Source organism: Rhodococcus sp. NPDC076796 (assembly GCF_040702765.1).
In the GTDB taxonomy this organism is placed as follows: Bacteria; Actinomycetota; Actinomycetes; order Mycobacteriales; family Mycobacteriaceae; genus Rhodococcoides.
In genome coordinates this window covers 907020-925220 of sequence record NZ_JBFBMS010000002.1, presented here as the reverse complement: position 1 = coordinate 925220, position 18201 = coordinate 907020, and the positions used below count along the sequence as shown (strand labels likewise).

At 63.7% G+C, this 18201-nt stretch carries 21 protein-coding genes; 7 read left to right on the top strand and 14 right to left on the bottom strand.

The features are described 5' to 3' along the window. Positions 1 to 56: 56 nt before the first annotated feature. Complete coding sequence (locus tag AB0366_RS09675) at positions 57 to 593, top strand: DinB family protein (protein ID WP_366243653.1); 537 nt, start codon at positions 57 to 59, stop codon at positions 591 to 593. An 89-nt stretch (positions 594 to 682) separates the two neighbouring features. Then, positions 683 to 925: a PLDc N-terminal domain-containing protein gene (locus tag AB0366_RS09670; protein WP_366243652.1), complete on the top strand. Its 243-nt coding sequence runs from the start codon at positions 683 to 685 to the stop codon at positions 923 to 925. On the opposite strand, the gene AB0366_RS09665 is transcribed toward AB0366_RS09670, so the two are convergent. Together AB0366_RS09665 and AB0366_RS09660 are read right to left on the bottom strand one after the other, a co-directional pair. Continuing rightward, the gene (locus tag AB0366_RS09665) at positions 907 to 1290 is read right to left on the bottom strand and encodes a GNAT family N-acetyltransferase (RefSeq protein WP_366243651.1); all 384 of its coding nucleotides are present in this window, start codon (positions 1288 to 1290) and stop codon (positions 907 to 909) included. The two genes, AB0366_RS09670 and AB0366_RS09665, sit on opposite strands and share 19 nt — an antisense overlap. A 55-nt stretch (positions 1291 to 1345) precedes the next feature. Next, the gene (locus AB0366_RS09660) at positions 1346 to 2320 is read right to left on the bottom strand and encodes an aldo/keto reductase (RefSeq protein WP_366243650.1); all 975 of its coding nucleotides are present in this window, start codon (positions 2318 to 2320) and stop codon (positions 1346 to 1348) included. 64 nt (positions 2321 to 2384) lie between these two features. On the opposite strand from AB0366_RS09660, the gene AB0366_RS09655 reads away from it, so the two are divergent. Continuing rightward, positions 2385 to 3296: an aminotransferase class IV gene (locus AB0366_RS09655; protein WP_366243649.1), complete on the top strand. Its 912-nt coding sequence runs from the start codon at positions 2385 to 2387 to the stop codon at positions 3294 to 3296. Positions 3297 to 3299: 3 nt separating this feature from the next. Here the strand turns inward: AB0366_RS09655 and AB0366_RS09650 are convergent, their stop codons facing one another. From AB0366_RS09650 to AB0366_RS09630, 5 genes are all read right to left on the bottom strand, one after another. Further along, positions 3300 to 4448 carry a serine hydrolase domain-containing protein gene (locus AB0366_RS09650; protein WP_366243648.1) on the bottom strand — a complete coding sequence of 383 codons (1149 nt, stop codon included), beginning with the start codon at positions 4446 to 4448 and terminating at the stop codon, positions 3300 to 3302. Positions 4449 to 4487: 39 nt separating this feature from the next. Further along, positions 4488 to 4910, bottom strand: coding sequence for a His/Gly/Thr/Pro-type tRNA ligase C-terminal domain-containing protein (locus tag AB0366_RS09645; protein ID WP_366243868.1), 423 nt, complete (start codon positions 4908 to 4910; stop codon positions 4488 to 4490). Between the two features lie 51 nt (positions 4911 to 4961). Beyond that, positions 4962 to 5711 carry an aminoacyl--tRNA ligase-related protein gene (locus tag AB0366_RS09640; protein WP_366243647.1) on the bottom strand — a complete coding sequence of 250 codons (750 nt, stop codon included), beginning with the start codon at positions 5709 to 5711 and terminating at the stop codon, positions 4962 to 4964. Positions 5712 to 6072: 361 nt separating this feature from the next. Then, positions 6073 to 6441 (bottom strand): glyoxalase superfamily protein, encoded by a 369-nt coding sequence (locus AB0366_RS09635; protein WP_366243646.1) that lies wholly within the window; start codon positions 6439 to 6441, stop codon positions 6073 to 6075. After that, the gene (locus AB0366_RS09630) at positions 6438 to 7004 is read right to left on the bottom strand and encodes a TetR/AcrR family transcriptional regulator (protein WP_366243645.1); all 567 of its coding nucleotides are present in this window, start codon (positions 7002 to 7004) and stop codon (positions 6438 to 6440) included. Before AB0366_RS09630 ends, AB0366_RS09635 begins: the two co-directional genes overlap by 4 nt. Positions 7005 to 7109: 105 nt before the next feature. Between AB0366_RS09630 and AB0366_RS09625 the strand changes: the two genes are divergently transcribed. Beyond that, positions 7110 to 7949 carry an alpha/beta hydrolase gene (locus AB0366_RS09625; protein ID WP_366243644.1) on the top strand — a complete coding sequence of 280 codons (840 nt, stop codon included), beginning with the start codon at positions 7110 to 7112 and terminating at the stop codon, positions 7947 to 7949. 40 nt (positions 7950 to 7989) lie between these two features. Here AB0366_RS09625 and rraA read toward each other — a convergent pair whose 3' ends face one another. Next, positions 7990 to 8475, bottom strand: coding sequence for a ribonuclease E activity regulator RraA (gene rraA / locus AB0366_RS09620; RefSeq protein ID WP_366243643.1), 486 nt, complete (start codon positions 8473 to 8475; stop codon positions 7990 to 7992). A 24-nt stretch (positions 8476 to 8499) separates the two neighbouring features. After that, a complete protein-coding gene (locus AB0366_RS09615; protein WP_366243642.1) occupies positions 8500 to 8883 on the bottom strand; it encodes a DUF5313 family protein in 384 nt (127 codons plus the stop codon). 106 nt (positions 8884 to 8989) lie between these two features. Here AB0366_RS09615 and AB0366_RS09610 point away from each other — a divergent pair, with 106 nt between their 5' ends. Beyond that, positions 8990 to 10030, top strand: a complete 1041-nt coding sequence (locus AB0366_RS09610; protein ID WP_366243641.1) for an amidohydrolase family protein — start codon at positions 8990 to 8992, stop codon at positions 10028 to 10030. 23 nt (positions 10031 to 10053) lie between these two features. Then, positions 10054 to 10347: a WhiB family transcriptional regulator gene (locus AB0366_RS09605; protein WP_121871755.1), complete on the top strand. Its 294-nt coding sequence runs from the start codon at positions 10054 to 10056 to the stop codon at positions 10345 to 10347. Here AB0366_RS09605 and AB0366_RS09600 read toward each other — a convergent pair. Together AB0366_RS09600 and AB0366_RS09595 are read right to left on the bottom strand one after the other, a co-directional pair. After that, entirely contained in the window at positions 10316 to 11068 is a 753-nt protein-coding gene (locus AB0366_RS09600; RefSeq protein WP_366243866.1) for a MerR family transcriptional regulator, read from the bottom strand. The two genes, AB0366_RS09605 and AB0366_RS09600, sit on opposite strands and share 32 nt — an antisense overlap. 75 nt (positions 11069 to 11143) lie before the next feature. Continuing rightward, entirely contained in the window at positions 11144 to 12349 is a 1206-nt protein-coding gene (locus AB0366_RS09595) for a lipase family protein (RefSeq protein ID WP_366243639.1), read from the bottom strand. Between the two features lie 154 nt (positions 12350 to 12503). On the opposite strand from AB0366_RS09595, the gene AB0366_RS09590 reads away from it, so the two are divergent. Continuing rightward, positions 12504 to 14057, top strand: coding sequence for a succinic semialdehyde dehydrogenase (locus AB0366_RS09590; protein ID WP_366243638.1), 1554 nt, complete (start codon positions 12504 to 12506; stop codon positions 14055 to 14057). Positions 14058 to 14083: 26 nt separating this feature from the next. Here the strand turns inward: AB0366_RS09590 and AB0366_RS09585 are convergent, their stop codons facing one another. The 3 genes from AB0366_RS09585 to AB0366_RS09575 all read right to left on the bottom strand — a co-directional run bounded on the left by AB0366_RS09585 (position 14084) and on the right by AB0366_RS09575 (position 18090). Then, positions 14084 to 15478 (bottom strand): PQQ-binding-like beta-propeller repeat protein, encoded by a 1395-nt coding sequence (locus AB0366_RS09585; protein WP_366243637.1) that lies wholly within the window; start codon positions 15476 to 15478, stop codon positions 14084 to 14086. 119 nt (positions 15479 to 15597) lie between these two features. After that, the gene (locus AB0366_RS09580; protein WP_366243636.1) at positions 15598 to 17601 is read right to left on the bottom strand and encodes an MFS transporter; all 2004 of its coding nucleotides are present in this window, start codon (positions 17599 to 17601) and stop codon (positions 15598 to 15600) included. A gap of 3 nt (positions 17602 to 17604) precedes the next feature. Next, on the bottom strand, positions 17605 to 18090 hold the full coding sequence (locus AB0366_RS09575; protein ID WP_366243635.1) for a MarR family transcriptional regulator: 486 nt from the start codon (positions 18088 to 18090) through the stop codon (positions 17605 to 17607). Positions 18091 to 18201: the final 111 nt, after the last annotated feature.

Here is an 18201-nt window from a genome sequence, read left to right as displayed (position 1 = left end):
GTTGGTAGTCACGTCCAAATCCGACAACTCTCGACAGAGGAATCTAGGGTGTACCGGTGACCGAACCTCCTGATCGACTGGACCTTCTCCGATGGCAGTTCGATCTGACGTGGTCTCTGTTCGAGCTTCATCTCGATCAGCTCACTTTCGAGTTGCTTGTGTGGGAGCCCGTCCCTGTGAACTGGAACGTGAGGCAGGACGCCGATCGAAGGTGGGTCCCGGACTGGGAGGACGAGGAGCTGGACCCGATCCCCGTTCCGACGATCGGTTGGATTACGTGGCACATCGGTTGGTGGTGGACGTCGGCGATAGACCAAGCGCACGGGCTGCGGCCGCGTGACCGCACCGACGTCGTATGGCCGGGGAGCCTTGATGAGGTCCTGGCTTGGCTACGTGGACTCCGATTGGAATGGATGTCAATCCTGAACGGCTACAAAGAGTCTGACCTGGACGCTTCCGCAACTTACCCGTGGGGCGATGATTCTGGAATGACCGTCGCCCACACCGTCGCGTGGGTGAACGCGGAGCTGATGAAGAACGTGTCCGAGATCGGTCAACTTCGACTGCTGTGGGCAGCTTCCCCGAACCGGTAGTGTTCCAGACCTGCTCGGTTCTGCTCGAATCCGAGCACACCGGTCGTCGGACAACGCTAGGCCGGCCTTGGAGGCGAAGGGAGTTGGCGATGAACAGTGACAGCAATCCCACTCTGCCGTTGGCGTTCGATCTCGCGTGGACGGCTGCGATCGTGGTGTGGCTGCTGCTCGTCGGTGTTGCGTGGGTATCGATCCTGCGTACTTCCCATCGCCGGCGCGGGGCCGCATTCTGGTGGTGCCTGCTCGTATTGCTCATGCCGATCACCGGTGCGCTGATCTGGTTCTTAGCTCGACCGAAAGCCGCTGTCCCCGATCAGCGGACGAGTTCGTAGCGGGCCAACCACAGCCCGGGCAGTACCTGTCGATCCTCGGTGTGCACGAAGCCGAAGGACTCGTACAACCTGCGTGCCGGTGTATTGTCTCGCCCGGTGGCCACGTGCACACGCTGTGCGACAATCGATTCCAACATCGCGTCGACCAATTCCCGTCCGATGCCTCGTCGATGAGCGTGTGGAGCCACCACCAGGCGGTCGATCTCCGCCTCGGACCACGCTGCAGCCCCGAGGATTTCGTCACCCTCCCGCGCGACGAGCCAGTGAACCTGTGCAGCACGCAGATCGTCCACCGACTCGTGCAGCAGCGGAATTCGGTCGTCGCCGATCAGTCTCGCTTCGACTGCATACGAACTCTTCTGCACCCCGAGGATCTGCTCGGCCAGGGGCCGATCTGCGACGGGGTCGACGCGAACGATCTCAATAACGGCCGCCAGCGGGAGCGGGCAGGGCGTCGAGTACAGCGAGGTGATCCGGACTCAAGGTGAGCGAGGCTGCACCCGCGTTCTCGTCCAGACGTGAGGTGCGTCGAGTACCCGGAATCGGCACCACGTGCTCACCCTGCGCCAACACCCAGGCCAAGGCCACCTGCGCCGGCGTCGCGCCGAGCTCGTCCGCCACACCCGCGATGGCGTCGACGATCACGAGGTTCGCATCGAGGTTGTCCTGACTGAAGCGTGGCAGGCGAGCGCGGAAATCGTCTGCGGCGGGTGCTGTTCCACGGAAGTTGCCGGTCAGGAAGCCGCGGCCCAATGGTGAGAACGGGACGAATGCCGCACCGTTGGCCTGCGTCCACTTCAGCGACGTAGAGAGGTGGTCGCGCGTCCACAGCGACAACTCCGACTGCACTGCCGAGATCGGATGCACCTGCTGGGCCCGATCCAGTTGCTCGACGCTGAACTCCGAGACGCCCAGTGCCCGAACCTTTCCCGCCTGCACGGCCTCGGCCATCGCGCCGATGCTGTCCTCCACGTTCACCTCGGGATCCGGGCGATGGAGGTAGTAGAGGTCGATATGGTCGACGCCCAATCGGCGCAGCGAATCGTCGATGGCCTGCCGAAGGTGATCGGGCTTGCCGTTGGGGCCCGAAATGACGGGTTCGCCGGCGTCGCCGATGTGAGAGACGAGACCGCCCTTGGTCGCGAGGATCACCTCGTCACGCCGGTTCCCGATGGCTTTGCCGACGACCTCTTCGTTGGTGAACGGGCCGTACACATCGGCCGTGTCGATGAAATTCACGCCCAGATCCAAGGCGTGCCCGATGACGCGATCGGGGCTCTCCGTCCTATCGTCGGCCTTGTACGCCCAGGTCATTCCCATGCAGCCCAGGCCTATGGCTCCGACTGTCGGGCCGTCGTTCCACAGGGTGCGGGTAGGTACGGCGCGTGTGGTCATGTACTCGACCATAGAGAAGTAAAAGCGTTGTCGCTCGGACTCACCGGGCGACTAGCATCGCCGAATGGCTCTTCCACACTCGAAGGTGTATTTCGGCGATCGTCTGGTCGAGGCGCAGGATGCGACGCTCGGAGTGGCAACTTCGGCCGTTCTGTACGGGCTCAGTGTCTACACGGTGTTCCCCGTGCAGGTGGACGGTGACCGGCGTACCGCGTTTCGGTTGCTCGATCACTACCAGCGGCTGGTCGAGTCGTGCAAGATCATCGGGATAGATACGTTCGCGTCGCAGTGGACGTTCGAGAGGTTCGTACAGGCAACGCGCGACGTCGTCGCCGCCAACGCTCCGACGACCGAGGTCTATGTTCGCGCCACTGTCCACGTGGACGAGTCGATCCCGGGAACTCGGGTACGTGGTCTGCACACCGCGGTCTCCATCTTCCTGTACGACGCGAACCCCATCGTTCCGCAGAACGGCATGCGTCTGAAAACGAGTGTGTGGCGGCGCATCCCGGACAATGCCATCCCCTCGCGTGCCAAGGTGAACGGAGCCTACGTCAATTCTGTTCTGGCCAAACAGGATGCGATCGACAGTGGCTTCGACGACTGCATCTTCCTCGACATCAACGGTCACGTCTGCGAACTCAGTGCCGCGAACATCTTTCTCGTCCGCAACGGCGTGCTCGTCACCCCTGACGTCACCAGCGACATTCTCGACGGCATCAACCGTCGGACCATTCTGACCCTGGCACGCGAAGAAGGGCTGACCGTCCAGGAGCGCACCGTCGATCTCACCGAGCTGTACATCGCCGACGAGGTCTTCGTCTGCGGCACCTCGGCGGGAGTTGCCCCGGTGTACGAAATCGACGGTCGCGCAATAGGAACGAAGGAGACCGGCCCGGTGACGCTCACCCTACGAAAGCGTCACCAGGCCGCGCTCACCAGCGACGAAGTGCATGGCTGGGTGAGCGTGCTGTGAGTGCTACGCCGGGCAGCTCGCTGCGAGTCCGGTGACCAGAGCATTTGTGGCGACCTGCTCGAGCGGATCCGCGGCTGGATTCGGCGCGGCGGTGGTCCAGGCCAGCGAGACCTGACGCTGTCCGTCCGGACTCGAGAATGCGAAGGTGCGGTAGCCGAAGCCGTTGCCGCGGTTGCCGAACACGAGCTCACCCGATCCCGGGTTGCACGCGTCCCCGCCCAGCAGCAGGCCGAGTCCGTACGTAGACGGCGTGACGACCTGCATCTCGTCGATCAGATTCTGCGGGATCAGCGTGCCGTCGAACAGTGCTCTGAAGAAGGCGTTCATGTCGCCGACGGTCGAGACCACTGCGGCTCCGGACGACCAGATGCTGGCGTCGTAATCGGTGACGTCGGTATAGGTTCCGTTCTCCAGGGTGTAGCCGTGCAAAGCGTCCTCGTCCAGAGTCGAATCGGTGGGGTACGTAGTGTCGCTCATCTCCAGCGGATCGAAGATCCTGTCCTGCAACGCTTGTCCGATGGACTTGCCGTCCAGTTCGGCGACGATCTGTCCGAGGAGGACGTAGTTGGTGTTCGCGTAGCTGAACTCCTGGCCCGGCTCGGTCGTCCAGGGCATGGCCAGGGCCTGAGAGATCAACTCGTCGTCGGTGACGGCATCGTTCGCACGGGCGGCAATCTGCTCCGCAGAGTCGAATCCGGTGAAGTAGTCCGGAACGCCACTGGTGTGATCGAGTAGTTGGCGAACGGTCACCGGCCTGGGCAGCAGGCCGGGAAGCAACTCGTCGACCTGCTGATCGAGCTCGAGCTTCCCCTCGTCCACGAGCTGCAGCACCACTGCAGCAACCATTGCCTTGGTGACGCTGGCGATACGGACCGGGTCGTCGGCGGACGCAGCCTCGGTGCCCCCGCGCTCGACGAGGCCTGCGGCTCCCGACCACGTATCGTCGCCGTCGCGTACCTGCGCGACAGCGGCCACGGACCCGGCGTCGACCATGGCGTCCAAGGCTGCCTGGACGTCGTCGGTCTTGATGCTCCCGCTCGAGGGCGCGGTGGTGGTCGGCTCGACGGCTGACGGCTCGTCCGTCGACGAGCACCCACTGACCAGCAGGGATGTCGACACTGTGAGGGCGGCGATGATTCGTAGCTTGCTCATGTCTTCGACGCTAACCCCGCCCTGCGAAGGATTTCAGTGTCAAATGTCAGTGATTTTCGATGAGGGGACGGTGGGAAGCGGAGCGCGAACGGCAATGTCGTGCTGCACCGCGGCGACGAACATGTCCACGTCGAGCGCGGCTCTCGAATTCAGCGCGGGGTAAGAGACCGCAACAGAATTGCTGTTGTGCTCTCGATCACCGATGACCGCGATGTACGAGTCGCGATGGATTCGAGCACTCCGAATCCGGGCACTGAGCGAACCTTCCTCGAGCACTTCGGCCCGAACCGATGCGCGGAGCAGTCGACCGGCCAGCGCCAGTGCTGACTGCGAGTGGGAAGCACCTACCGGAACTACGGCGACCTGCCGAGGGGCGAGCCACGGTGGCATTCGACCTTGGTGTTGCTCGATGAGCATTGCAGTCAATCGCTCCATGGAGCCGAGCACGCCGCGATGGATCATCACGGGGCGGTGCCTCTCTCCGTCGGACCCGGTGTACTCGAGCCCGAACCGTTACGGTTGGTTGAAGTCGATCTGAACAGTCGACACAGTGTCTGGAGAACCGATGACCTGCACATCGATCTTCGGACCGTAGAAGGCAGCATCACCTTCGCCGACGGTGAACTCACGACTACCCAGCGCGTCACGTAGCTGATGCTCGGCGGTATCCCATTGCACCGAGTCACCCAGATAGTGTCCGCTCCCGCCCCGAACCGACAGCCTGAACGACGCAACGAGTCCCAATACTCCATAACACCGTTCGATCGAGTCGAGGGCCCGTCCAACTTCTTCCCGGACTTGACCGGGGGTGCAGAACACATGTGCGTCGTCGAGTGAGATCTGCCGTACACGGGTCAATCCACCCAGCACACCCGACAGTTCGCTTCGGAACATCGACCCCAGCTCCGACACTCGGAATGGAAGCTCACGAAAGCTGCGCCCACGTGCAGCGAAGATCTGGGTGTGATGCGGGCAATTAGCAGGCCGCAGAACGTATTCCTCGCCCCCGATGCGCATCGGAGGAAACATATCGGCCGAGAACTTGTCCCAGTGCCCGGACCTCTCGAACAGAGAGCGCTTGGCCAGGACTGGAGTGTAGACGCCGAGACATCCCGATCGAGCCGATTCCTCGGCGGCCAGCTTCTCCAACTCCGCACGAATGATTGCGCCGTCGGGCAGCAACATCGGTAATCCGGCACCGATGGCCGGGCTGGTTGCAAACAGATCCAACTCGCGACCGAGTCGGTTGTGATCGGAATTCACGGGTACTCCACTTCTGTTGTGGCCCAGAAGAAGTGCCCAGATATGCAAGAACCCCGGGGCAACAACTCCCGGGGTTGGTCGATTCAGGTCGGTGCAGGCCTACATCGGACGCCGGAAGAAAACCGGCGTCGTCGTCAATGGCTGCGGGTGCATCATGGCATCGACGGTACAACGCTGGTGCGACGGCTGGCAAGAGATATCAGCGCCCGACTCCGGAGCCTGTTGCGTCGTCGCATGTTACGAGTTGCCTGCTCCGGGAAGTTCCGTCCGGAGGGGATGGGCGCACCGGATTGTTCAGAAGTGAGTCTGGGACGCGGAAAGCCGCGTGTCGCGCACGGTTGTGAACGGTGAGGTGCGCTGGTCAGCGATCGACCTGGCAGAAGCGGAGGTTGTTGGAGAACGGATCGGTGATCGTCATGGTCGGTCCGCCCGGTGCGTCGTGGTCGATTCCCGGTCGGCTGCGAGGGTTGTTCTTCTGCAGCAGTTCGGCATTGAAGGAAGTGACGTCCGGGATCGGTATCCACACCGATGTGCCCGGTGTGCCGTCGCCGTAGTGCTGGGAAAGATCCAGGACACACTTCCCGCGCGAAATACGCACGTACAGCGGCAGATCCGGCTCGAAGCGATGCTCCCACTCGACAGTGAATCCCAGGTAGTCCACGTAGAACGCACGCGCCTCGGCGTCGTCGAAGATGCGGAGAATCGGAACTGCCGGGCCGAATGCCTTCATGACGTCGAGTGTGGCATGCCCAGCAGAACTTTCACCGCAGCTTGTGCCGCAGCCGCAGATTCGGGTGACTCCGTGATGGCCGCGGTGGTTTGCGCACCTTCGGCGAGGAGGGCGATCTGCAGGCCGACGGTCGGCTCACATCCGGCCTCGACGGCCAATTCGGTGACGTAGTCGATGAAGTTCCTCTTGTGCTGCTGCGCGGCTTCGGCGACCTCGGGCATCGTGGCCCCCAGTTCGCCGAACGAGTTGATGAAGGCACAGCCGCGAAAGTTGTCCTCGCGGAACCAGTGATCCAGGAAGTCGAAGATGGACAACAGCTTCTCGCGCGGTGACTCGTACGCAGCCGCTTCGGCGTGGATGCCGTCGTTCCATTGCTGGGTGCGACCGCGAAGAACCTCGGCGACGATGGCGGTCTTCGACGGGAACAGTGAGTACATGCGTTTGAGGGAGATGCCTGCTGCTGTGCGTAGTTCGTCCATGCCGACGGCTTGAATCCCGCGCGCATAGAACAATTCGTCCGCGGCGTTCACTACCTGTGCCCGTCCGATTTCCGTACTGGTCATCGCCTACCCCTTGCCGAGAGAACCAACGTTCTCTACAGTAGTCCACACGCGGTGAGAACGACCGTTCTCCCGCGTCGGACTTCACTCACGAAGGAAGGCGACACCATGGCGTACATCAAGGTCGACACCGAGAACTCCACCCCCGTCGAGGTCTACTACGAGGATCACGGCACCGGGCAGCCGGTCGTGCTCATCCACGGCTACCCACTCGACGGCAACTCCTGGGAACGTCAGTCACGGGCGCTACTCGACGCCGGCTATCGCGTCATCACCTACGATCGTCGCGGATTCGGCCAGTCCAGCAAGCCGACCGTCGGATACGACTACGACACCTTCGCCTCGGACCTGGACAAGGTGCTGACCGAGCTGGACCTGCGCGATGTCATCCTGGTCGGATTCTCCATGGGCACAGGTGAACTCGCGCGGTATGCGGCGAAGTACGGCACGGATCGCGTCGCGAAGTTCGCGTTTCTGGCCTCGCTCGAGCCGTTCCTGCTGCAGACCGACGACAATCCAACCGGCGTCCCGCAGTCGGTGTTCGATGGCATCGACAGTGCCGCGCGGGAGGATCGCTTCGCCTGGTTCGAGAACTTCTACAAGGACTTCTACAACCTCGACGAGAACCTCGGAACCCGCATCAGCGAGGCCGCAGTACGTGCGAGCTGGAACACCGCGACCGGTAGCGCTCCCGTGGCCGCCTACGCCGTCGTGCCCACCTGGCTCGAAGATTTCCGCGGCGATGTGGAGAAGGTGCGCGAATCGGGCAAGCCCACGCTGATCCTGCACGGCACGGCCGACAACATCCTGCCGATCGATTCCACCGGCCGTCAGTTCCACAAGGTGTTCCCGGAGGCCACGTACGTCGAGGTCGAGGGCGCTCCCCACGGACTGCTGTGGACGCACTTCCAGGAAGTGAACGACGCGCTGCTCGCGTTCGTGAAGTAGTGAATCGGGGCGGCAGGCATCAGGCCTGCCGCCCTGGCCCCTACAGCTGGACCGCGACGACTCCGTCATGGTCGCTGTAGACGATCTCGCCCGGGTTGAACGTCACGCCACCGAAGCTGACCGGCACGTTCTTCTCACCCGATCCGGTCTGCGTGCTCTTGCGTGGGTTGGTGCCCAGTGCCTTGACGCCGATGTCGAGGGTGCGCAGGATCGCCGAGTCGCGCACCGCGCCGTTGACGATGACGCCGGCCCAACCGTTGGTGACGCCGCGGCCCGCGATGATGTCGCCGACGAGTGCGGTGTGAACACTGGCGTCGCCGTCGACCACCAGAACGCCACCGTTGCCTGGTTCGCTCAGAGTCTGCTTCACCAGCAGGTTGTCCTGGAAGCAGCGGATGGTGGTGATGGGGCCCGCGAATTCGGTGTGCTTGCCGTACTGGATGAACTGGGTGTCGCAGCTGCGGATGTCGGGACCGATCTCGTCGGCCAGATCAGCTGTTGCCTTGAATTCCACCGGTGAAGTCATGCGGCACAGACTATCGTCCGAGCATCAACCGCGGCCGTGACGGCGTTCGTAGTCATCGCGCGTGCGGTCGGCTCGACTCTGCGCCTTGGCGTTGATCAACTGCGGATCGAGGCCGTGGATCAGCAGACGATGCCGGCGATAGACGTTCATCAGTGCAATTGCGAAGTAGACCAATGGAATGAACAGCAAGGCCATCATCGCCAGTGACATCCACAGCGGCCCCGGGATCAGCAGGAACAACAACAGCAGCGGGATGACGGGCACCGTGAACCGTGCGAGGTAGCGGACCTGCGCGCCGTTGCCCACCAGATCTTCGCGAACCCAGTCCTGCATGGACTCGGGCAGCGTGCGACCGAACGAATAGCCCAGAAACTGCAGCGGGCTCGGCGTCGTGCGTTCGGTGGTCATCGCGCAATGCTAGTCCGATACTTCTTGGTAGATCTCACCGTTGACTGCGGATTGTTTCATATGTGACGATAGCGTCAGTTAAGGCGATGAGAGAAGGACTTCAACAGTGATCGATCGCAGAACCCTGCTCGGCGCTCTGGGTGCCGCGACGATCTCCGGGGTTGCCCTCTCGGCGTTGCCGTCTGCGACGGCATCGGCATCGCCCGCTCCGGGCACCGGCGGGGTCATCGACGTGCACTCGCACATGGTTCCGGACTTCTACCTGCGGGAAGCCCTCGCGTCGGGCATCGTCTTTCCCGACGGCATGCCGAAGTGGCCGTCCTGGTCGGTCGGTGAACACCTCGCGATGATGGACGGCTGTGGCATCGAGGGTGCGATCCTGTCCGTCTCGTCGCCCGGGGTGCATTTCGGACACGACGGCAAGGCTGCCGATCTCGCGCGACGCGTCAACGATTTCGGGGCCGGGGTGGTGGCGAACCAGCCTCGACTGGGATTCTTCGCGTCGCTACCGCTGCCGAACGTCGTCGACTCGACGGTCGAGGCCATCCGTGCGCTCGATCAGCTGGGGGCCGACGGCGTGACGGTGATGTCGAACGCCGGCGGTATGTACCTGGGCAACGCCGTACTGACACCACTGCTGGCCGCGCTGGACGCGCGATCGGCGGTCGTGTTCGTACATCCCACGTCACCGCCGAATTCGAGCGCAGTATCGCTGGGGCGTCCGGCACCGATGATCGAATTCCTCTTCGACACAGCACGAACCGTCGTCGATCTGATTCTCCTGGGCGTGGTCGACCGATTCCCGAACATCCGCTGGGTGTTCACTCACGGCGGTGGAGTACTACCACTGCTGGCGGACCGGGTCGATTTCTTCCGAACGCAGGTTGGCCTCGGGACCCCGGCAACGCCGGATGTGCTGCAGCGCTTGTGGTTCGACCTCGCCGGAACTCCCCTCCCGCGGCAGCTGCCCGCGTTGCTGTCCACCGTAGGCCCCGATCGTCTGGTGTACGGCAGCGACTACTGCTTCACGCCGATCGCCGCGGTGCAGGAGCAACTGCGATCACTCGACGCCGGTGCCGCGAACGGCGGACTCGAGAACTGGCGCGCGAGAACATCCGGCAACGCCCGCCGACTGCTCGATCTCTGATCCGAAAGAGGTGGATACTGCCGATGAAAGCACAAGCACTGCAACCGATCTCCGAGCACTGGGATTGGCAGATGAATGCCGCCTGCCGCTCGATGCCGGTCTCGATGTTCTACCCGCCCCTGGGGCTGCGGGGATACTCGCTGAGAAACCTCGAGCGACAGGCGAAGCTCGTGTGCGATCGATGCCCCGTGATCGCGCGCTGCCTGCAACACGCACTCGACTCGGACGAAAAGCACGGAGTCTGGGGTGGATCGACCGCACACGAGCGGTCCGCGATGACGCGGGTCAACCCTGACGAGCGGCGTTCGCGACAATGACATCGCGAAGGTACTGCGCCAAGCCGTCGGCAATATCGTTGTAGTGCTTGGCGAATCGCTCGTCGGCGATGTACATCTCCGCGAGGTTCACCTGCATCTCGTAGCCGCAGTCGTAGTACCGCTCGATCGATGCCCGGTGCCGCTCGGCCAGTTCCCCGGCCTCGGTGGAATCCGGTGACACACCCCGCTGCATCGCGGCAGCGAGATCCGCTTCCAGTAGGTCCGTCTCCACTTTGACGGCCTTCCAATCGTCCTTGGTGAACGACGCCGTCCGCTGCTGCGACTGCTTCCACTCGTCGGTCTCGCCCCAGCGTTGCTCGGCTTCCTCGGCGTACTCCTCGCCGGGCCAGTTGTCGCCGAAAATCTCGCGCTGCTCCTCGGGAGTCAGTTGCATACCCATCTTCTTCGCCTCCATCATCTTGTCCACGGCCGCAGCCATTGCGTGCAAGTGATCGATCCGCTCGTTCAACAACTCTCGCTGCCGACGCAGATGCGCCATGGCATCGACCGCCGGGTCGTCGAGCAACGCCGCAATGGCGTCGAGCGGGAACCCGAGTTCGCGGTAGGTCAGAACCTGATGCAGCCGTTCGACATCGGCGGACGAGTACGTCCGATAGCCCTTCGGCGTTCTGCCCGACGGCACCACCAACGCGATCTCGTCGTAGTGATGCAGCGTTCTGACGCTGACACCCACCAACTTCGAGACTGCGCCGACCTGCATGCCGGCCGAATCGTTCGCGGAAGAATCACTCACGAAAGACACTGTGCCGCCTCCCGTGACGTGAGGGTCAAGCGCTTACCGGATGACGCGTTCGCAACCGGAGGTGGATTCTCCGGCGAGTCGCTGCCCGAGCCAGTCGTACGCACCGGGACGGCCGTTGGTCTGCGCCAGTGAGTGATCCCCGGGAATCTCTTCGAGCCGGACCGACGCCCCGGCAGCGCACCACTGGTCCTGCACCGCCTCGGCACCCTCCTTGGGAATGAGGAAGTCCTGCAGGCCCTGGTAGATGTAGATCGGTGCGTCGGGCTTCGTCTGGCCCATGCGGTTTTCCTCGACGACGGCCTTGGTGACCGGGTGGTCGAAGACATCGGGCACGCTGGAGAGGTTTCGTTGGTCCAGCAGCAACAGTCCCGAATACGACAACACATCGACGCATTGATCCTTCTGCGCCAAAGCCAGTCGCTTTCCGTTGTCGTTGGCGAGCTCCCGCATCTCCGGGTACTCCCTGGACAACCCGATCGTCGCCGCAGTGAACAGGCCCGATCCGATCTGGCCGTTCAGCGAGGTCTGCAGAATCTTGTAGTCGGTGGGCGGGCCACCGAACGCGACGCCGGCAATGTTCAATTCAGGCGCGTACTCGGGAGCCAACTGCGCGGCCCAACCCGAGGCGATGGCACCGCCGGAGTAACCGGTGATGCCGATCGGTGCGTCCGCAGCCACCCCTGCACTCTGCGATGCGCGCACGCCGTCGAGCACGGTGTGTCCGGATACGAGACCGGCCGAATAGGCCTGCCGAGGACCCTGGTAGTCGGTGACGACCACCGTGTAGCCGCGGCCGAGCAGAATCCGGACCTGATCGATTTCCTTGTTGTTGCCCCGCGGCAGTGTGTACGACGGCGCGCACTGATTACCGAGCGAGTCCGTTGCCTCGTTGTACGCGACGACGGGACGATCCCCGGCTCCGGTCCACGGCGCGGTGGGCGTGAGGACGGTCGTCGCCGCTGCGATGGGTCGGTTCTTGGAGTCGGTCGAACGGAAGAGCAACTGAACGGACGTCGCCTCGGGCGTCACCGCGACATCCCGACGGTTCAGCACCGTGCCCGGCTGCAGGTTCTCGTACCCGGCCGGGGGATCGAACCACGGATCACCCAGGGAGGTCGGCAGGTAGGCGGCGGGGTCTGAAGGGGGAGCGACGAAGTCCTGAAGAGGATCGGCGTGAGCCGGCCCTGCCAACGACAGCATCAATGCTGCGGCTCCGGCCAGAACGAATGCCTTGCGCATGTATTTCCCACCCTGTAGCTCCGTACGCCCCGACGTCCGGTAGACCATGGACCATCGTGCCATACGGTGGCGCAATTTCGGGTCTGTGAACTGAGCCAGCAAGCGGGTAGGTTGTCTGTTACTCCGAACACTACTCACCAGTAGGGATCCGTCCATGCCAGCACCGTCAGCTGCGACCTTCACCCGGCTCGCCGATCTCATCGCCATCCCCGACGCCGAATCGCGGCCGACGAAAACCATCACCGAGGTGTTCACCGGCAAGGAGCTGGCGACCATCCCGGTCGGCACCGCCGCCGACGCGACCGCCGCGATCGCGCGTGTTCGCTCAGCTCAGGTGGCATGGGCCAAGCGCCCCGTGTCCGAGCGCGCCGAGATCTTCCACCGCTACCGCGACCTGGTGCTCGCCCACCGCGACGAGCTGATGGACATGGCGCAGGCCGAGACCGGCAAGTCCCGCGCCGCTGCCCTCGAAGAGGTTCTGGACATCTCGATGACCGCGCGGCACTACGCGCGCACCGCCGCGAAGCTGCTGGCTCCGAAGAAGGTCACCGGCATGCTGCCCGTGCTGACCAAGACTCGGGTCCGCTACCAGCCGAAGGGCGTCGTCGGAATCATCTCCCCGTGGAACTACCCGATGACCCTCGCGGTGTCCGACGCCATCCCGGCACTGCTGGCAGGCAACGGCGTCGTGCTCAAGCCCGACAGCCAGACGCCGTACTGTGCGCTCGCCTGCGTCGAACTGCTCTACAAGGCCGGTCTGCCCCGTGACCTGTTCGCCGTGGTTCCCGGCCCGGGTTCGGTGGTGGGAACCGCCATCGTCGAGAACACCGAGTACGTCATGTTCACCGGCTCCACCGCCACCGGCCAGCTCCTGGCCGAGCAGGCCGGGCGTCGACTCATCGGATTCTCGGCCGAGCTCGGTGGCAAGAACGCGATGATCGTCGCCAAGGGTGCCAACCTCAGGGAAGTGTCCGACGCGGCCGTGCGGGCCTGCTTCTCCAACTCCGGCCAGCTCTGCATCTCCATCGAACGCATCTACGTCGAGAAGTCGATCGCCGCGGAGTTCACCGAGAAGTTCGGTCAGCGGGTGCGCAACATGAGCCTCGGAGCCGACTACGAATTCGGCATCGAGATGGGCAGCCTCATCTCCGAGGACCAGATCAAGACCGTCTCGGCCCACGTCGACGACGCCAAGGTCAAGGGCGCGACCGTCGTCGCAGGCGGCAAGGCCCGCCCCGACATCGGCCCGCTGTTCTACGAGCCGACGCTGCTGACGAACGTCACCGAGGACATGGAATGCGCGGCAACCGAGACCTTCGGGCCGCTGGTGTCGATCTACCCCGTCGTCGACGTCGACGAGGCCATCGAGAAGGCCAACGACACCGAGTACGGACTCAACGCCAGCGTGTGGGCCAAGACCAAGGCACAGGGCGAAGCCATTGCGGCGCGGCTGCATTCGGGCACCGTCAACGTCGACGAGGGCTACGCACCGACGTGGGGCACCACAGGCGCTCCGATGGGCGGAATGGGCGTGTCCGGTGTGGGACGCAGGCACGGTACCGAGGGCCTGCTCAAGTACACGGAGTCGCAGACCATCGCGACGACGCGTCTGCTCAATCTCGGTGGGCCGCGCGGACTTCCGCCGAAGCTGTGGGCAAAGATCATGCCGCCCTTCGTCAAGGCGCTCAAGTACATTCCGGGTCGGTAGCACAGGGCTCAGCGACGAGGGACGGTCTAGGTCGCGCGTAGGACCGAGATGCTCAGGGCCCTGCTGTAGATCGAGTCGTTCTCGACTCGATCGAACATCGGCCATGACTGTCGATCGATTCCCTCGTCGTCGAACGTCGCCACGGGGATGTCCCACACTGTCGATCCGGTTCTGACGTCGATTCCACGCAGCACTTCCGGTCCGAACAGGGTGGCGACGTCACCGTCGAGCGCGCCGACCTCCGCGAAGGTTCCCGATTCGCGACTCCACAGCGTGTTCCCGGTGTCGAGGTCGAGTGCGGATTCGGTGGCGGTGTCGTTGTTGCGCAGCAGCGCAACCGAACCCGTGACGGCGTATGCCAGTCCGTTCGTGGACAGGAACGCCGCGGCGGGGCCGGTGATGTCCGGCGGAACAGCCCAGACCAGACTTTCGTCGGTCCATACGGGATCGGGATTCGACGGCCGATAGCCGCCCGTCCCGAGCAGTAGCGGGCTCTCCTCGGAGGGTGCGTCGAACGTCGGTTGCTGCAGGGTCACGGAATCCGTTGCAGCGAGCACGGTTCCGTCGGTGTCGACGATCTCCGAACCCACGATCGTATTGGGATCCGAGCAGTCGGTCCGCACCACCCGCACTGCGCCGTCGCGCGAGGCGATACCCGACCGTGCGCAGTCGGGAACCGTTCTGGACCACAGGTTGTCGCCGGTGTCGAGGTCGAAGGCGAACACTCCTCGGCCGTCGTCGAACAGCCCGATTCCGTGCTCGGTGTGCAGCGTGGACGCGAACTGTGCGTCCGGCGAGGACGTGGAATCGAACTGCACCGACCAGTCCGCGTCGAGGGCGTCCGCAGTGCCGCGAGACACCGTTGGCCTGGCACCTTCGCGCACCGCATGGGAGGCGTACACGTGGCCGTCTGCGGTGGTCAGACTCGTGATCGGAAAGGCTGCGTCCCGAGTGGTCGATTCCCCGGATTCGGCGTCGACAGTGACGATTTCGGATGTAGTGCCGGCGGTGCCGCGGTAGCAGACGACCTGCCCGTCGACGAATTCCTCACCGCAGCCCACGAAATTCTCCGCGGGGGTACGCCATCGCACCGAGCCGTCGGTGATGTCCAATCCCACCAGGGTGGCATCGACGAACTCTCTGCCGTCGAGACTGCCGGCGAGCGTGACGACCGTCGACCCGTCGGAGATCGAACCGGATTCCATCGAATCGGTGTCGCTACCCTGGACCGGATCGCGAAATTGACCGCCTTCGATACCCACATCAGACGGAGTGAGAGACCATCCCAGACCGGGAGCAGATCCTGTTGCACCGTCGACGGGGGTGCCGGCCGTCGGCTGCCGCTCCTCGGTTGCGCACGACGCGCAGACAAGCGCTGTTACCAGGACCGCCGCGGCGGAGGTCTGGAGACGACGTGTCATGAAAGATTCTCCCGACTGTGCAGAACCGAAAGAAGGTGGTCGGTCCGTTCTCCGAGCATAGAGAACGAAAATTCCCCGCACTCCCGGTGGGGGTGCGGGGAACTGCCGTGAGGCTGGACCTAGTTGACGCTGTGTCCGTTCAATCCGGCGTGTGCGTAGTGATTGTGACTATCGGGAATGTGGTTGTCTCCCAACACCCGAGCAATCTGCTGCTCACTGAGTCCGAGACGACGAAGCCTCTCGCACACTGCATCGAAATCGAGCATCTTCGCGTCGAGTTCCTGCTGCAGTGCAATCACTTCGGCGCGGATGGTCTCGGCCTCGTCCAGTGCGGCCAACGTGTCCTTAGGCTCGGGGAGCAGCAGGGCGAGCAGTCGATCACGTGCGTCGGTACTCAGACCCTCGAAGGGGCGCTGCCCCGGCTGAGCCTCGTGCCGGCCCTCGTTGCGTTGAGTATCGGCGCGACGATCGGTGTCGTACTCGGCGGAGACGTAATCCTGGGTGGCACCGAAGGACGGAATCTCGGCGAGCTGGTCCTGCGGCTCGTCCTTGGGTCCCTGCGCAGGGGCCGACGCGATGTCGATCGTCTGGCGCAGTGGACGATTCGGGATGAAGACGACTGCGATCAGCGTGACGATCGCGACGAAGCCGGCGATCATGAAGATGCGACCGGTCGCATCACCGTATGCGGTGCGGACGACTTCGAGGACGGGTGCGGGCAGTGACGTGAGATCGAGTGATCCACCGCCGCCCGACGAGCTGTCGACGCCGAGCTGGGCCAGGCCGGCTGCGGACTTGTCTGCCACCCGGGTGGCGAGCAGCGAACCGAGAACCGAGACGCCGATCGCGCCGCCGAAGGTACGGAAGAACGCAACCGTCGACGATGCCGCTCCGACGTTCTGCACACTGACCGTGTTCTGTACTGCGAGAACGAGATTCTGCATCAGCATGCCGGTACCGAGGCCGACGATGGTGATGAAGATGCCGACCGTCACCAGGCTGGTGGCGTGGTCGATGGTGCCCAGGAGCAGGAATCCGACGACCAGCAGGACGGAACCGGTGACGATGAACGGCTTCCACTTTCCGAACTTGGTGATGAGCTGACCCGAGCCGACGGAGGCGACGAGCATGCCGAACACCAGTGGGATGGAGAGCAATCCGGCTTCGGTGGGGGTGTAGCCGCGAGCGGTCTGGAAGTACTGGCCGAGGAAGGTGGTGGCTCCGAAGAGGCCGACGCCGACGGCGATCGACGCGATGATGGCGAGGCCGGTGGTGCGCTCGGTGACGATCTTGAGCGGGATGATCGGCGACTTGTGCCGTGCCTCGACGATGATCGTGAGGATCAGCAGCAGAACTCCGCCGCCCACCAGGTAGGCAGTCTCGCGGGAGATCCAGGCGTAGTAGTCGGCCTTGCCTGCGAACGACACCCACACCAGCAGAACGGAAACGCCTGCGGTGAGCAGGAGTGCGCCGAGCCAGTCGATGGAGACGTTGTCCTTGCGGACGGTCTTGATGTGCAGGGTCTTCTGCAGCAGTCCGAGAGCGACAACCGCCAGCGGCACGCAGACGAAGAAGCACCAGCGCCAACCGAGGGGGCTGTCGACGATGACACCACCGAGGATGGGGCCACCGGACATCGACACGGCCATGACGGCACCGGTGTAGCCGGAGTAGCGGCCGCGATCACGCGGCGAGACGATGGTGCCGATGATGGCGATGACGAGAGCCGTCAGGCCACCCATGCCGATGCCCTGCACCACGCGTGCGGCCAGCAGGACCGGCACGTTGTGTGCGAAGCCGGCGATCAGCGAGCCCGCGACGAAGATGACGATCGCGCTCTGGACCAGCACCTTCTTGTTGAACAGGTCGGCGAGCTTGCCCCAGATGGGAGTGGACGCGGCATTGGCCAGCAGGGCCGTGGTGATGACCCAGGCGTACGCGGTCTGCGAGCCTTTGAGGTCACCGATGATGGTGGGCAGTGCCGTCGAGACGATGGTGGTGCTCAGCAGCGCGGTGAACAGCGCAGCGAGCAGGCCGGTGAGGGCTTCGAGGATCTGGCGATGCGACATCGCGTCGGGATCGACGACTGCCTGATTGGGCGGAGTTTCCGCGGAAGTTGTCATGTCTTATCTCGCAATCGATTCAATGCGGACCACGTCCTGATGCTGGGCGTGGGCGTCTTCGGTGAAGGTGTCGTTCAGTTTGCGGATCGAGTCGAGTGCATCGAGTGCCTCGGACTCGCTCCAGCCGCTCAACATCTCGGCCAGGCGACGTGCGCGTCTGTCCCAAATTTGTTTCAGTCGAACCTGGCCCACGTCCGACACACAGACCCGAGACGCACGTCTGTCGTCGGGATCCGGATGCCGATCGATGTAGCCGAGGTCGACGAGGTCTGCGATCTGCCGGCTGAGGGCGGACTGACTGACGCAGAGCCTGCTGGCCAGGTCGGTCTGTCTGCATTCGCCCTCGGTCGCCAGGATGGACAGAACTCCGGTCAGGGCCTGCGGCAGGGGTGAATCCTCGACTCCGGTGGTCACGGCCCGCTTCAGCGTGCGCCCGAAGAGAAAGACCTCTTCGACCAACGACTCCGCTGTCGTGGATTGAACTGCCATGAGTGCTCCAACGTCGATTCCTATTTACTTGCTGTCTGCAACCATATATATACATACATGCGCTAAGCAAACATTATTCCTGTCTGGTGGGTCACAGGTTCGGTGCTGCTG

Excerpts from the sequence above, each read along its gene's own strand:
- AB0366_RS09670 (WP_366243652.1), top strand. The coding sequence starts at position 683 with ATGAACAGTGACAGCAATCCCACTCTGCCGTTGGCGTTCGATCTCGCG.
- AB0366_RS09660 (WP_366243650.1), bottom strand. The coding sequence starts at position 2,320 with ATGACCACACGCGCCGTACCTACCCGCACCCTGTGGAACGACGGCCCG.
- AB0366_RS09655 (WP_366243649.1), top strand. The coding sequence starts at position 2,385 with ATGGCTCTTCCACACTCGAAGGTGTATTTCGGCGATCGTCTGGTCGAG.
- AB0366_RS09650 (WP_366243648.1), bottom strand. The coding sequence starts at position 4,448 with ATGAGCAAGCTACGAATCATCGCCGCCCTCACAGTGTCGACATCCCTG.
- AB0366_RS09645 (WP_366243868.1), bottom strand. The coding sequence starts at position 4,910 with ATGATCCATCGCGGCGTGCTCGGCTCCATGGAGCGATTGACTGCAATG.
- AB0366_RS09635 (WP_366243646.1), bottom strand. The coding sequence starts at position 6,441 with ATGAAGGCATTCGGCCCGGCAGTTCCGATTCTCCGCATCTTCGACGAC.
- AB0366_RS09630 (WP_366243645.1), bottom strand. The coding sequence starts at position 7,004 with ATGACCAGTACGGAAATCGGACGGGCACAGGTAGTGAACGCCGCGGAC.
- AB0366_RS09625 (WP_366243644.1), top strand. The coding sequence starts at position 7,110 with ATGGCGTACATCAAGGTCGACACCGAGAACTCCACCCCCGTCGAGGTC.
- rraA (WP_366243643.1), bottom strand. The coding sequence starts at position 8,475 with ATGACTTCACCGGTGGAATTCAAGGCAACAGCTGATCTGGCCGACGAG.
- AB0366_RS09615 (WP_366243642.1), bottom strand. The coding sequence starts at position 8,883 with ATGACCACCGAACGCACGACGCCGAGCCCGCTGCAGTTTCTGGGCTAT.
- AB0366_RS09605 (WP_121871755.1), top strand. The coding sequence starts at position 10,054 with ATGAAAGCACAAGCACTGCAACCGATCTCCGAGCACTGGGATTGGCAG.
- AB0366_RS09600 (WP_366243866.1), bottom strand. The coding sequence starts at position 11,068 with ATGCAGGTCGGCGCAGTCTCGAAGTTGGTGGGTGTCAGCGTCAGAACG.
- AB0366_RS09595 (WP_366243639.1), bottom strand. The coding sequence starts at position 12,349 with ATGCGCAAGGCATTCGTTCTGGCCGGAGCCGCAGCATTGATGCTGTCG.
- AB0366_RS09590 (WP_366243638.1), top strand. The coding sequence starts at position 12,504 with ATGCCAGCACCGTCAGCTGCGACCTTCACCCGGCTCGCCGATCTCATC.
- AB0366_RS09585 (WP_366243637.1), bottom strand. The coding sequence starts at position 15,478 with ATGACACGTCGTCTCCAGACCTCCGCCGCGGCGGTCCTGGTAACAGCG.
- AB0366_RS09580 (WP_366243636.1), bottom strand. The coding sequence starts at position 17,601 with ATGACAACTTCCGCGGAAACTCCGCCCAATCAGGCAGTCGTCGATCCC.
- AB0366_RS09575 (WP_366243635.1), bottom strand. The coding sequence starts at position 18,090 with ATGGCAGTTCAATCCACGACAGCGGAGTCGTTGGTCGAAGAGGTCTTT.